The following is a 14253-nucleotide window of genomic DNA, read 5'->3' as shown; positions in this document are numbered from 1 at the left end:
AGTGACGCGTCCACTATTCGTACTTTCGAACGACGATGGCCATACGAGCCGCGGCATCCGCACCATGCGCGATGCACTTTCCGAAGTTGGCGATGTGGTGCTCATCGCACCGGAGACCGAGCAGAGTGCCTCGAGCCATGCCTTGACGTTGCACCGCCCGCTGCGCCTTCGCGAAGTCGAAGCAGGCGTTTTTGCGGTGGATGGCACACCTGCGGACTGCATCTACGTGGCACTGCACGCGAGCACGCGCGTGCTGCCGCGTCCGCCCGACGTGGTGGTCTCGGGGCTCAATCATGGCCTCAATCTCGGGCAGGACGTCTTTTATTCGGGCACCGTCGCCGCCGCGCGCGAGGGTGCGCTGCAGGGCATTCCGGCGCTGGCCACGAGCGCGCACACCGGCGCGGATTTTGAGGCGGCCTGTCGGCTCTCCGCACAGCTCGCGCTGGGACTCTATTCAGCGGCCCCGCAAGCGGGTCCGGGGGGGTCGCGTTCCGGCGTGGGGGTCGGTCCCTTGCTCTCGGTGAACGTGCCGCGCGAGTGGAATGGCGAAGTGGCACCCTCGCGCCTGGGCATGCGCAAATACGAAGAGCTGGTCGACTTCCGTAAGGATCCGCGCGGTCGCGAGTATTTTTGGCTGGGCGGGCCTGGCGTGCGGCACGAGCACGCGCCAGGGACCGACACGGATGCGTTCGATCGAGGGTATGCGACCCTGACCGCACTCATGCTGGACCTCACGAACACGACCGCCGGAGAGCTTCTCGATCGGCTATCATCCCCGTTCCGACAAGCGAAGGAGCGCGAACGATGAGTGCCAAGAAGAAAACGCCCTCGGAGCACCCCGGATCGAACGAAGCGGCGGACCTGGCAGTGCCGCGGGATGCGCTCGCCTTCGCGATGTCGAAAATCCGCAACATCGCGGACTTCCCCAAGCCGGGCATCCTCTTCAAGGACATCACGCCGCTGCTCGCGAGCCCGCGTGCGTTTCACATCGTGCTCGATGCCATCGCAGAGCGGTTCATCGGCGAGCACATCGACGCCATCGTGGGTGTCGAGGCGCGCGGGTTCATTTTCGGCGGCGCCCTCGCCGCGCGCCTGAATGCGAGCTTCGTCCCCGCGCGCAAGCCGGGCAAGCTTCCCGCCGCATGCGACGAGGTGCAGTACGAAACCGAGTACAGCGTGGCCACGTTGGAGATGCACAAAGGCTCGCTCGCCGAAGAGGCGCGCGTGGTCGTGGTGGACGACTTGCTCGCGACGGGCGGCACCGCGAAGGCCGCGGCCGATCTGGTGCGCAAGCAAGGCGGGTACGTGGTGGCGTATGCCTTCGCCGTGGAGCTCACGTTCCTGGGCGGGCGCGAACGGCTCATGCCCGTCAAAGTCGAGAGCGTGATTCAATATTGATCGCGACGCCGCGCCGCAGCCCGAGGGTGACACTCGTCTTCTCGGGCACGCGGACGAGCGTGCGATAGATGTAGCCGTTGGGGCCGACGACGTCCTGCCCGTCCACGGACGTGATCTCGTCGCCCACCTGAAGGCCCGCTTTGGCGGCGGGCCCGCCGGATCGCACCACGCTCACCACCCAGCGCGTCTGCTGGAGGTCGGCCTCGGGCGCCATTTCCTGCGTGTCGTAGCCCAAATCGCCCTGCCCTTGCCCAAATGCGACGCGGTTGCGCGGAACGCGCAGCGGGGGCAACTCGTTCGTGGTGCCGGCTTGGAGCGTGGCCGGCACGCGGACGTCGCGGGAGTACTCGGATCCCGAGCCGAAATCGGGAAAGGCGCCGACGATGACGTGTCCGACGGGAGCGTTGACCACCTCGTAGCGTCCCTCGGCATCGGTGATGAATTTTCGTTCGCCCGTGGAGGAGTAGCTGACGCCATCGCGCGCGCCCTTCGCGGGTTGAATGGAGACGACCATTCCGGAGATGGGTTCTCCAGTGTCCATCGCCACCACCCGCCCGCGCGCCGTCGTGTTGGCGGTCATCTGCAAGCGCACGTCGCGTTTCGTTTGCCCTTCGTCGAGGTGGATGTCGGCCTCGGCGCGCCCCGTCGGGGCTTCCGCGGCGACGTGGTAATCGCCCGCGGGCAGATCGCGCAGGGCGAAGGCGCCGGCGGTGCGGAAGTAGTTCTCCCGGCGCGAAAAACCCGCTTTGGCATCGCGAATGGCGATGGTGAATCGCTCGACGGGGCTGCCGTCGCTCGCGACGAATGCTCCGGAGATGGTTCCCGTCGCGCGGATGGTGAGCGTTACGTCATCCCCAAGCCGCACCTTTTCGACGATGGCTTCGCCCCCGCCCTTGCGGTACGCGCGGAGCACGTACGTGCCCGGGGAGAGCTTCTTCACCGCGAACGCGCCGTGGACATCCGTGAGCACGGATTCGCCGGACCACGACCAGCGCACGTTGCGCCGGGAGTGACCCGCGGCGTGGGTGGCGCTGTCCGACTCGCGCTGCGCGTCGATGAAGGCGTCGGTCACCGGATGGCCGCCCTCGTCCACGACCCGTCCATGGATCTCGCCACGCCGGCTTTCCACGACGAGTTTCACGCGCGACACGGCATCCGCACGCACCGTGGTGGTGGCACCTTGCACGTCGTCGTCTTTCGTTCGGGGGGCACGCATCCCGTTTTCCCCGTTGATCCACACGCGGTAGTCGCCGGGGCGGAGATTTTTCACGACGAAGGACCCATCATCGACGCTCGCGCCATAGCCATGGCTGCCATTGCCCTGCGCTTCGATGTCGACGCCCGAGACGGGGGTGCCATCGGCATCGACGAGGGTGCCCTCGATCGTTCCGGTGGCGGAGGCGGCGACCTGCGGCACCACCACGCGCACGCCATCCACGTCGCGATCGACTTTGACCACGGTTTGCGTCTTCGTCACGACACTCCTTCGAACGATGTCGATCGCATAGGTGCCCGGCGCGAGGCCTTCGATCTGGAAGGTGCCGTCTCGTTCGACCTTCCCAGTCTCTGACACGCCGCGCACCCGCGGATTGCCCGTCTGGGCGGTCGCAGACACGTACTCCGCGGTCGCGGGCCGGCCCGTCGCATCGACCAACGCGCCCCGCAGGGTCGAGCCCGCGATCACTTTCCATGTCACGCCGGTGATGTCGTCTTTGCCAACGACCAGCGGCTCGAACGCCGTATTTTGCCAAGCGCCATTGCAGAACGCGCCGATCTCGTACGTGCCCGGAAGCAGGCCCTCGATGCGTACGCTCCCATCCTCTTGGGTCTGCCCGGAGTGCGAATCTTTGGTCGTGGTCTCCCTGGCTTGGACCGACGCGGGATGGCACCCTCGTCCGTCGTCGAACACGAGCCGGCCGCTCACCGTCGCCGTGGGGTGCACCTCGATGCGCAACTCGCTGGCCGTTTCGCCCAAGCCGAGAAGAACGCTCTCCGCGGCAACGCCCCACGCGTGCGGCGTGCGACCTTCCGCCTTGTAGCGCCCGGGCGCGAGCTGCGAGATCCGAAAGCGCCCTTCGACATCGGAGATGGCCGTGTGCGCACTCGAGCCGCTCATCACGAAGCCGGCCAGATCGCCCGAAGGTTGGGCCGCGACGCGCGCCCCCGCCACCGGATTGCCCGTCGAAGCATCGACCACGCGTCCCTCGAGCACGGACTCCGGCGTCAGGCCCACCTCGATGAATTGGCCCGGCGCAACACCTCCGCTCGAGCCCTGCGCATATCCCTCGGCCGAAGCCTCCACCATGAGGCGCCCCGGAGGGAGCCACGCCAGCCACTCGCCCTGTTCCCCGCTGCGCGTAAAGGTCCTTCCGCCGTCGGTCTCGAGACTCGAGGAATAGAGGCCGACCAAGGCGCCCACAACCGGTCCGCCGGTGATGTCCACGACGCGGCCACGCACCTCGATCCCCGCAAACGCCAGGACCAGATTAACGTTCTCGCGGCTCTCACCGGCCTTCAAGCGCAATCCATCCTCCTCGCGCCATCGCACGGGGGCGCGCTGCGGCGCCGAGGCATTCACCTCGTACTTCGCTGCGGAGAGTTCGCCCACGCGGTAGCTGCCGTTGGTCCCCGTGACCGTGCACCGGGGGTCGCGAATATCGCCCGAGGAGACGTAGACGCACACCGAAGCGCCCACCACCGGCGCGCCTTGCGCATCGGAGACTCGCCCGGATATCGCACCGCGCGCCGGCTCCGCCGCACCGATTTCAGACGATGTCGGGACATCGCTCGAGGCGGTGGGATCCAACCCAGTTTCCTTGGGAGGGACATCCGAACGGCGTCGCATGAAGACGAATATGCCAATTAGCAATAAGAACACAACCAGTCCAAGAAGGACTTTGCGCATCCCATCCGAAGCAGCCATGGCGGTTTAGACGGACGTGGTGTGAATCGCATTCCTTGGCCATTCGTGTTAACGCATTCCGAAAGGGGGAATTCGAAATGGTCCGATGGCTGGGTGTTCTTGGCGCATCTTGGCTCTTCGCGAGCACGGCATCCGCAGCCGCGCCAACGTGCGGTGATGCTTGCCGAATTCGTGCGGCCGAGGCCTACGTGCGCGCGCTCGTTTCCCACGATGCGCGCGATGTGCCTCTCGCCGATGACGCATGGCGCATCGAAAATGGCCTTCTCACCGGCTGCTCTGGCGCGGATATCCGCTTTCAGCTCGAGCACGGTGTTCAATATTGGCTCGTACAACGCATTTACGATGTGCATTGGTCCGTCGCCGGAAACGAGGTCGTGGGCACGTACTTGCTCGACGCCGCCCTACCGGTAATTCCTATCCGCCTGGCGACGGTGCAGGTCTCCGAGCGGTTCATCGTCTCCGACGAGGGCCAGATTCGCTTCATCGAGGCGAGCCTGCGTTAAAGACGAAAAGAGGGTGCACGCCCGTGCACCCTCTTCTCTTGTGCCTCGTGTCACTTCGTGAAACGAAATGCCCGCGTTACTTGTTCGGTTGCGGCGTGATGCGCAGGTACGGCTTGAGCACCGTGTGGCCCTTGGGGAACTTCTCCTTGATGACCGCCGGATCCTGAATGGAGGGCAGGATCACGACGTCGTTGCCCTGCGTCCAGTTCGCCGGCGTGGCCACGGAGTGGCTGTCGGTGAGCTGCAGTGAATCGATGACGCGCAGGATCTCGTCGAAGTGGCGGCCGGTGCTCGCCGGGTACGTCAGGGTCGCACGCACCTTCTTGTTCGGGTCGATGATGAACACGGAGCGTACCGTCAAGGTGTCGTTCGCCTCGGGGTGAATCATGTCGTAAAGCGTGGCCACCTTGCGATCGGCGTCGCCGAGGATGGGGTAGTTCAACTTCGTCTTTTGCGTCTCCTCGATGTCCGCCGTCCAGCGCTTGTGCGAGTCGACGTCATCCACGCTCACGGCGAGGACCTTCACGTTTCGCTTGTCGAACTCGGGCTTCAATTTCGCGGCCGTGCCGAGCTCCGTGGTGCACACCGGGGTGAAATCCTTCGGGTGCGAGAAGAGCACCGCCCAGCTTTTTCCGATCCACTCGTGGAACGAGATGGTTCCTTCGGTCGACTGCTGCGTGAAATCGGGCGCAATGCTTCCAATACGGATGGTGGTCATGGCTGGCTCCTTCGTTCCGCTATACTAGAGCACCCTCTATAATAACGGATACACCTGGGGACAAGCCCGTGCGGAAACACACGGGCGACCCTTCACTGTTCACCTGGAAGAGACCTGGAAGAGCGCCCGTCCGTAGGCTCAGCGCAGGAAGACGTCCATGGGGATGTTCTTGTTGGGCGTTTCGCCCTCGTGCTTCCACACCGACAGGCTCCGCACCAAGTGCATCCCCTCGTTGTTGCCGCAGGCCCAGTAGATGGCCGGGTACGTCTGGTCGGTGATGGCGCACGAGAAGCCCAGTGTCTTTTCGACGGCGTACACGCCGGTCCAGCGCGCCACTTGTGCAGCGGCGCCGAGGGTCTCCATGCCGAAATTGACCAGCTGGCCCTTGCGCAGGTTCGTGATGGGCTCCGAGTCGCGCGTGCTCGTGATCGATTGGTCCGGCTTGCCGCTCTCGCGCACGTGCACCTGGCTCGAAAGCGCGGCGAGCGCCTTCATGCGATCGGTGGTCATGTACTTCTTTTTGCCCGGCGCAATCTCCTCTTTGGAAGAGGCCGCGGTGAGCTCGTCGGGGCCGCTGTTGTTCGTCGTGGCGAGGATGAGCGTCCAGCCGCCGCCGTCGTAGACCATATCGCAGTACGCCGTGGTGTCGCTGTCTCCATTGGGGCTCATGAGGTAGACGCCATTGGGCAGCGCGGGAAAATCCGTGTGCAGCTCTTTGCAGCTCGGAAGCAAGGCGCAGGTCACCTCGACGTCGAGCACGTTCTTGTCGCCCGCGGTTCCGTCGCCGCCCTTCACCGTGCAGCGTTGGTACGTCTCCGTCGGCTGGCCCTTCACCTTCACCGAATAGGGGGCGCCCGTCGCAACACCCGTCGAAAAAACGAAGGGACCGTCCTCCGCGATGACCAAGTCTTCACCGCCGTTGATCTGGAGCGTGAGCCCACGGCCCAGGAGACCGGCGACGTTGCCGCCGATTTTGCGCAAAGGCCCGCCGGGATTCTGCCCGCCGTCGCCATGGCTACGTGCGGCGAAACCGCCCTCTTCGAGGCCGCACGCTGCGAGACCGATGCAACCCACTCCGACGACGAACGCGACCTTTCCCTGGGATGAACGTGGCTTCTTGGACGACATGGACAGCTCATCCCAGCATGATTCATTCTGCTCCGGCCGTCATCCCCCTGGAGCCGCGCAACGCTGCGCTGCGCGAGCCGCTTGTCGCGTTCGCTCGACCGCAGGCTCGAGGAGTTCTCTGACCTGCGCGGTTAATTGCGGCCCGGCTGTCTCGGGGCGTCCCGTTCCGAAGGGCGGCTCCGGTGCGTATTCAAAAATAAGCTCTTGCTGTTTGGCATAGTCCGAACCGCGTAGCTCGGCAGACACGGTGAGGCCGAAATCGAGCCCGGCCGTGACACCGCCGCCGGTGATGCGATTGCGATCGCGCACCACCCTTTCGGCCACGGGGATCGCACCAACGAGTGGCAACACGTCGCGGTAGGCCCAGTGGGTCGCAGCGCGGTAGCCGCAAAGGAGTCCCGCGGCCCCGAGCAGCAAGGAGCCCGTACACACGCTGGTGACGAAGCGCGCTCGCTCGCCGCGGTGTCGGAGAAACGCGAGGATCTCGGGATCGTTCATCATGCGCCAGGTGCCGGTGCCGCCGGGCACGAAGAGCACGTCGAGCTTCTTCGGACAATCGCGGAGCGCGGTCGTAGCCTGAATGCCAAGTTGGCTGTCGCTGGTGACCACCGCGACCTCCTTCCACAACACGTGCACCTTCACGTTCCCCAGGGAGCCGAAGACGAGCTGCGGCCCGACGAAGTCCTGCGAGGTGAACTCGGGATAGAGCAGCATCCCTATTTGTAATTCATTCGCATCCTGCTCACGCAACTCCGACGGCGCTGTCCGCGAGGCCTCCCCGGGCTCGAGGGCACACCCCGCCAACAACGCCGATACCCCTGCCCCGAAATGCCGCCGACTCATATCCATGGATACGTCCTCCGTATCCACGTTTCTAAACGAGCTCACGGGCAACCCCGTGCGACACATCGTCGCTGCGACATGTTGCCGCGCTGGAGACTCTAGAGGAATGATTGATTGAACAGGGAGGCGGGGAGACGGGGAGATTTTAGAGTTTCCACTCTCAAAGAGTTCCAGATAAAAACCCTCTTAAACCTTCCCGTCTTCCCGCCTTCCTGTGAATTCTCTCTTCTTAGGACTCGAGTTGGCGGATTTTGTGGGCCGGGCACTTGCGCGCGTTCGATCGAACCGTCATGTTTACGAAAACGTTTTCGTAGAAGTGGAGAAAAATTCGCAAGGATGTGCGAGAGGCGAGCGTGATAGCGGTCCGTCGCCCGCCGCGGAAAAACGAAACCGTGGATCAATCCCGCGCACACCACCCCGATCGAGATCTCTTGTACCCGCAGCGACGCGACGGCGAAGATCGAAGCTGGCGCGATGACGCTCGGGAAGCCGATGAGGCTCGCGGTGGCGCCCGCGAGTGCAAACGCGTAGGCTCGGGGCGTGCTGTCGAGAAGCGACACATAGAGGCAGAAACCAATCCACGTCGCCAAGGCAACGCTCAGCAGCAGGGGCTCGTTGGCGAACGTGAAAACGATGGCCACGGTCGCAACGGCCCCGCCGAGCGTGCCTAGAACGCGATAGAAACCACGGCCGAGCGATGCACCCGCAGATACCTGGGAGACGATATAAACCGTTCCAATGGCCCAATAGGAACCCGTCAGGGAAATTCGCAATGAGACATAATAGGCGAGCATCGCCGCGACGAAACACTTCGCGGAGAACAGCATCGCCTCGCCGTGGGCTTTCGTCATCGGCTTCGTCCATCGACGCGGGCAAGCGATGGCCTATCGAAATCAACCTACATTGGCAACTCGCACGAGCTTACGATTGAGAAATTCGCCGATGCCCAATTCCGAAAGCTCGCGCCCGAAGCCAGAATTCTTGATTCCGCCGAAAGGCAATCCCGGCGAGTCGACGAAACAAGAATTGATGTACACCATGCCGGACTCGATACGGGATGCGACCTTCTTGGCATGTTCGACATCCGCGTCGAAGACGAAGGCACCCAGGCCATACTTCGTCGCATTGGCCAACTCGATCGCCTCCTCCTCGCTGTTCACGACATAGAAGGACAGTACGGGCCCGAAGGCCTCCTGCTGATAGAGCGGATTGTCCTCGGCGATGTCGGTGATGATCGTCGGCTCGAGATAGAACCCGGGGCGGTCGACGCGCTTGCCGCCGTAGACGATCCGCGCCCCCGCAGCCTTCGCGCCGTCGATCTGCTCGAGCAATCCTTTCAGGGCGCGCTCGCTGGCGAGGGGGCCGAGATCCGTCGTCTCGTCCGTGGGGTCGCCGATTTTGAGCGCCTGGAATCGCTCCTTCAACGCGGCCAGCATCTTCTGGCCCCGTTCTTTGCCTACCACGATGACACGCTTGATATTGACGCAGCCTTGGCCCGAGTTGAACGTGCGCCCCATCACGCATTGCTCGACCGCGAGCTCGAGTGGCGCGCCCTCCAGAATGACGGCAGGATCGCTGCCGCCCAATTCGAGGATCGCCTTCTTGAGATTGCGTCCGGCGCGCTCGCCGACGGAGGCCCCCGCTCTCTCGCTGCCGGTCAGGGCAACGCCACGCACACGGAAATCGTCGATCAACTTGGCGACCTGCTCGATGCTGCAAAAGATATTCGTGTAAACCCCCTCTGGGGCGCCGGCCTCCTCGAACAGCCGCGCGAAGGCAAGCGCGCACTGCGGCACATTTTCGGCGTGCTTCATCATCACCACGTTGCCCGCGACGAGCTGGGGCGCGGCCACACGGGCCAGCTGATAATAGGGAAAGTTCCACGGCTCGATGGCCAGAAGGACCCCAATCGGCTCGGCAACCACCGTGGCGCCAGGCTCCCCGGGCGGCGATTGAGGTCCTAAGAGCTTTTCCCCGTGCTTGGCATAGTAATCCAAGATATCGGCGACCAAATCGACTTCCAGGTAACTGTAGCGAGTGACCTTTCCCATCTCCACGATGGGGTACTTTGCGTACTCGTCCCGCTTCTCGCGCAAGATCTGGGCGGCTCGGCCGACGATCCTGGCCCGCTCGGCGACCGAGCGATGCTTCCAATCCTCGTGGTAGCGTCGATCCGCCTTCGTGAGCGCGGCGAAAACCTGTTCATCCGATTGCAACGAAAATTCCTCGACGAGTTTACCCGTCGCCGGATTGATGGTACGAAAACTCACAGCCAACTCCTTCTTCTCGAATTTCGAAACACCGTGTACCTAAACGGGACTTCGGGCGAAACGCGCAGCGCCTGCTACCGGCGCGAGCCATTTTGCTGCATGATCCGTATAGATCTCGGTTTGGGGCCGTAACCCTTCCATATCGTCGAGAGTCCCGGCCTTCACCAAGACCGCTCCAGGGATCGTCAGGACCTGCGTCATGATGGGCGAACCACAATTCGCGCAGAAATGGCGATGCGAAGGCTGCCCGCTATCCCCGATATCTACATAGAATTTCGTCTCGCCCGTTTGCTCGTAGTCGTCCTCTTTCACGAATAGGTTCACGGAGAATGCGCTTCCGCTTTGCCGTTGGCAGTGCGTGCAATGGCATAGGGCCGTTGCTTGCGGTTCTCCCTTCAACACGTAACGGACTGCTCCACACAAGCAGCCACCTTTTCGTTCCAATCTCGCCATCGAATCATCCGTCCGAAAAACCTTCAACGTTTTACGAAAACGTTTTCGTAAGGATCTATGTTTTCGGGCCGAGGCTTTGTCAAGGGCAAGGCCAGCGACTCAACCGGCAAGGCCGCCGCGCATGGACGGGTTTGCTCGAGGCACGGGGAGGCCTCGTTCACGCGAACCCGCTCTATCGTTTGGTGGTCCGCGGCGCGCCGTGCGACGAGCGCAAGATCAGCTCCGGGGACCAGACTTCCTGCAACTCTTCGGGCTTGTGGCCGTCCAAAAGAGCAAGGACCATCTCGACCATCCGACGTCCCGCTTCGAGGGTTGGCGCGGAAAACGTGGTGAGCGGTGGATGCAAATAGGGGCCAAGTGGATGGTTGTCGCAGCCGATGATGGCCACATCCCTGCCTGGCAGCTTGGCCGTTTCGGCGATGGCCTGCATGGCGCCGCTGGCGATCAGATCGTGACCGCACATGAACGCCGTTGGAGAGTCCTTCATCGCAAGAAGCTGCCGGGCACCGCTCAAGCCGCCTTCCTCGCTAAACTTCGTTTCGACCACGAGATCGGCATCGAAGGGCAGCTTGGCTGCATTCAGTGCAGCACGGTAGCCCTCCTGCAGATGATGGCTCATCATCAGGTAGTTCGGGGTACTGAGCAGACCTATCCGGCGGTGGCCCAATCCCACGAGACGGGCTGTCCCATTCCTTCCGGCGACAGTCCGATCGATATCGACGAAGGAAAAGGGTTTGCCGGTTTCACTCCTACCCAATGCGACGAACGGTACGTTCCGCTCTTGAAGGTAGCGGATTCGAGCATCGTCGCGACGCGTTCGGCCGAACATGACGGCATCGACGCGCTGCCTTTCGACGAGTCGGCGGAAACTCTCGAGCTCTGCCTCGACGGTCCGCCCCGTGACGATCACGAGCTGAAATGGAGTCGTCTCGAGTCCCTCATCGACTCCCATGAGCAGGTCGAGGAAAAACGGATGCGCGAAATGGCTTTGCGGAGGCGACAGAACGAACCCGATGGTCTCCGACGTCCGACTGCGCAGCCGCCTCGCCGCCGGATCGGGCGAAAAGCCGAACTTTTGTGCCGCTTCCGATACCCGCCGCTTCGTCGCATCGCTCACGTCGCTGCGATCATTGAGCGCCTTGGAGACCGTGGAGACGGCCAGCCCCAGGTGCTCGGCGAGTTTGACGATATTGATCCGCCGCTTCATTCAATCCTCGTTGCCGCGGCTTCCTGTAATTCTCTTTCTACTTAGGACCCGAGTTGGCGGCTGGCGAAGAAGGCGTCGGAGTCGATTCCGAAGGCGCGGATGTTCAGTTTTTCGAAGATGTCCTCGGCGCGGCGGGCGTACGATTCGGCTTCGGCGGTGATGTTCGGATCGGCGTTGAACTTCGAGGCGGTGCGCAGCATGTCGGCGTAAGCGCGGCAGCTGCGGGCCAACTCCACGTCATTGCCGATTTCTTCGAAGAGACCAATCGATTGCAGAAGATACGATTGTGCCTCTTTTTGCCAATCGCCGCCGGCACTCCCCTCGGCGCTGACCTCGGCCAGGGCGCGCAGGGCAATGCCCATTTCCACCTTGTTCTGGATCTCGCTGAAGAGATCCACTGCACGCATCATGCAATCGCGCGCCTTGGTGTATTCGCGGCGTACGAGATACGCGCGGCCGAGACCGCGCACGGCATCGGCGAGGCCGATCTTGTCACCCAATTCGTCGGCCAGCTCCTCGGCTTGTTTCAAATAGAAGATGGCCTTTTCCGCTTCGCCGACGCGATTGAGAATCTTTCCCAAATTGGTGAGCACCAGGGCAATGCGGTTGCGATCCGCGGTGCCTTTGGCCACGTCGTAGGCCTCTTGGAAGAGGGCGCGCGCGCGGTGGTCATCCTGCTGATCCTGCGCCACCGAGCCCAGATCGTTCAGGCTGATGGCCACGCCGACCAAGTCGCCAATCTCGCGGCGGATCTGCAAGGCCTGTTCGAAGCACTCGATCGAGCGCGTAAATTGTCCGGAGTCTTGGTAGACCTTGCCCAAATTGTTGAGCGACAGGGCAATCGAGCGCCGGTCGCCAATTTGCCGGCGCATGGCCAATGCGCGCTCGGTGTACTCCAGGGCACGGTGGTAGTCGCCGCGCAACCAATGCAGCTTGCCGATGTCGTCGACCGTGCTGGCAATGCCGCGCTCGTCCTCCGATTCGGCGAAGAGCGCAAGTGCCGAGTCGAGATGCTTCTTGGCCTCTTCGAGCTGGCCCGTGTCGCGGTAAAGTCGGCCGATGCGGCCGTGAGCCGCACCGCCGCGTGCGCGCAAATCGAGGCGATAGGCCCGGGTGAGCATTTCGCGGAAGGCGTTGAGTGCATCCTCGTTGCGGCCGAGGGCCTGGAGCACGTCACCATAATGGTGCAATCCGAAAATGCGCTGATCGGGATTCGCCTCGATGCCCGCGCCGCTCAAAAGGGACAATCCCAGAGCGTAATACTCGACGGCCTTCGTATTGGAATAACGCGAACGCGCCACGTCCCCGGCTTCGAGGAATGCGGCCGCCGCTTGCGACGGCGCCCCGGCCGATTCGCGGTGGCGCGCCAGCATGCCCACCGTCTCCTCGTGGGCGTGCACCTGCCCTTTGAAGGAGAGCCAATCCGCAATTTGCGAATGGTAGCGCCGCGCGGTGAGCGGAGGCGTCAACTTGACCAGGGCCTCGCGCTCCAAGTTGTGCTTGAAGACGTATTCCTCGTCGTGCGTGAACGTGCTGTCGGGCAACTTGAGAATGTAATCGCGCTCGTTCAACTCGCGCAGCATCTGACGAATGCGCAGGATGTCCGGCGAATCGCCGGCGGCCCAAACGTCCGGCGTCGGCTGGTCCAGGCGGTGAATGGCCACCAGCCCGCCGAGCCAGAACACCGCGCCCATGGCCGCGGCGCGCTCGAGCAAATCGCGCTCGGCCGGGGCCAGCGCGGCGATGCGCGCCTGCACGGCGTCTTCGACGGTGAGCGGAAGGCGCACGCTGGAAAGCTTGTCGACGTGGACGCGCCAGCGATCTTCCTCGGCCAGCTCGTCCTCTGCCTCGAGCACGCCCATTTCGAGGAAGATGCGCACCATCTGCTCGAGCAACGCAGGGTTGCCCCCCGCCAAGGTGCACGCGGCCACATTGAGGTCTTCGCGCGCCGCCTCATCCCCGACGGGCGCGAGCAGATCGTTCATGGCCAGCTGCGCATCGGCGTCGGACAGCGGCGAAAGCTCCATCCAGTGATGCCGCCCCGCCCCGTGCGAAAACCACGTATCGCGCCGGGCGAGGATCTCCGGTCGCGCCATGCACAAGACGAGGATGGGCGCCTGGAGGTTGTCGATGAGGTAGCTCAGGAGATCGAGCGACTCGTCGGGGGCGTGGTGCAAATCGTCGAACACGAGCACGAAGGGCGCACTCGTGGGTCCCCCCGCCGATGGGGGCACGTGAACGCCGGCATCGGCCTCGAGGAAATGCTTGATGATCGCACGCCGGAGCAGCACCACCTCGGGATTCGAGCTCTCCACCGCGTGAACCAGCGGAGATGCAGGGAAATCGAGCCCGACGAGCTTTCCCAGGAAGTAACAGATGTCGCCAACGTTCGCGTCATCGAGGACGCTGCTGACCTGGGTGCGGAGCTGCGCCATCGCAGCCTCGGGCTCCATGCCTTCGCCCAGCCCGAAGCGCGCGCGCAAGATGCGCGAGAAGATGCCGTACGGCTCGTCGTCCTCGCGGGCGGCGCTGCGAAACACGCGCGGGGCCTTGTCCTGCTGGACGCGCATTTTGATGAGGAAATCGCGCACGAGCCGCGTTTTGCCGATGCCCGCGGCGCCCAGAATGGTGACCGTGCGCGCACGGCCTTTGTCGCGCACGTTGCGAATCGCATCGTGCAGCTCGTGCATCTCCGCCGCGCGACCGACCAGCGTCGCTCGATGCTCGCCCGGGGCGAAATTTGGAGCAAAACCTAGCGATTCGGCCATGGATGGTCCGTCATTCTATCATTCTTGTGGGGCCGTGAGCCT

The 14253-nt window shown here is 63.4% G+C and carries 11 protein-coding genes; 3 read left to right on the top strand and 8 right to left on the bottom strand.

What is annotated here, in order from left to right:
• Nucleotide 1: 1 nt before the first annotated feature.
• Nucleotides 2–808: a 5'/3'-nucleotidase SurE gene (gene surE / locus LZC95_11230; GenBank protein WXA97405.1), complete on the top strand. Its 807-nt coding sequence runs from the start codon at nt 2–4 to the stop codon at nt 806–808.
• Nucleotides 809–894: 86 nt separating this feature from the next.
• The gene (locus LZC95_11225; protein ID WXB00322.1) at nt 895–1398 is read left to right on the top strand and encodes an adenine phosphoribosyltransferase; all 504 of its coding nucleotides are present in this window, start codon (nt 895–897) and stop codon (nt 1396–1398) included.
• Here the strand turns inward: LZC95_11225 and LZC95_11220 are convergent.
• On the bottom strand, nt 1370–4204 hold the full coding sequence (locus LZC95_11220; protein WXA97404.1) for a carboxypeptidase regulatory-like domain-containing protein: 2835 nt from the start codon (nt 4202–4204) through the stop codon (nt 1370–1372). The genes LZC95_11225 and LZC95_11220 overlap by 29 nt on opposite strands.
• A gap of 194 nt (nt 4205–4398) precedes the next feature.
• Here LZC95_11220 and LZC95_11215 point away from each other — a divergent pair, with 194 nt between their 5' ends.
• Complete coding sequence (locus LZC95_11215) at nt 4399–4824, top strand: hypothetical protein (protein WXA97403.1); 426 nt, start codon at nt 4399–4401, stop codon at nt 4822–4824.
• A gap of 76 nt (nt 4825–4900) precedes the next feature.
• On the opposite strand, the gene LZC95_11210 is transcribed toward LZC95_11215, so the two are convergent.
• From LZC95_11210 to LZC95_11180, 7 genes are all read right to left on the bottom strand, one after another.
• Nucleotides 4901–5542 carry a peroxiredoxin gene (locus LZC95_11210; GenBank protein WXA97402.1) on the bottom strand — a complete coding sequence of 214 codons (642 nt, stop codon included), beginning with the start codon at nt 5540–5542 and terminating at the stop codon, nt 4901–4903.
• 138 nt (nt 5543–5680) lie between these two features.
• Complete coding sequence (locus tag LZC95_11205; GenBank protein WXA97401.1) at nt 5681–6670, bottom strand: hypothetical protein; 990 nt, start codon at nt 6668–6670, stop codon at nt 5681–5683.
• A 39-nt stretch (nt 6671–6709) separates the two neighbouring features.
• Nucleotides 6710–7558 carry a DJ-1/PfpI family protein gene (locus LZC95_11200; protein ID WXA97400.1) on the bottom strand — a complete coding sequence of 283 codons (849 nt, stop codon included), beginning with the start codon at nt 7556–7558 and terminating at the stop codon, nt 6710–6712.
• 53 nt (nt 7559–7611) lie between these two features.
• The gene (locus LZC95_11195; GenBank protein ID WXA97399.1) at nt 7612–8364 is read right to left on the bottom strand and encodes an FUSC family protein; all 753 of its coding nucleotides are present in this window, start codon (nt 8362–8364) and stop codon (nt 7612–7614) included.
• A gap of 42 nt (nt 8365–8406) precedes the next feature.
• A complete protein-coding gene (locus tag LZC95_11190; protein WXA97398.1) occupies nt 8407–9783 on the bottom strand; it encodes an NAD-dependent succinate-semialdehyde dehydrogenase in 1377 nt (458 codons plus the stop codon).
• Nucleotides 9784–10408: 625 nt separating this feature from the next.
• On the bottom strand, nt 10409–11443 hold the full coding sequence (locus LZC95_11185) for a LacI family DNA-binding transcriptional regulator (protein WXA97397.1): 1035 nt from the start codon (nt 11441–11443) through the stop codon (nt 10409–10411).
• 41 nt (nt 11444–11484) lie between these two features.
• A complete protein-coding gene (locus LZC95_11180; GenBank protein WXA97396.1) occupies nt 11485–14211 on the bottom strand; it encodes a tetratricopeptide repeat protein in 2727 nt (908 codons plus the stop codon).
• Nucleotides 14212–14253: the final 42 nt, after the last annotated feature.

It is taken from the genome of Sorangiineae bacterium MSr12523, assembly GCA_037157775.1.
Classification (GTDB): domain Bacteria; phylum Myxococcota_A; class Polyangia; order Polyangiales; family Polyangiaceae; genus Pendulispora; species Pendulispora brunnea.
This window is presented reverse-complemented; position numbering and strand designations above follow the sequence as displayed.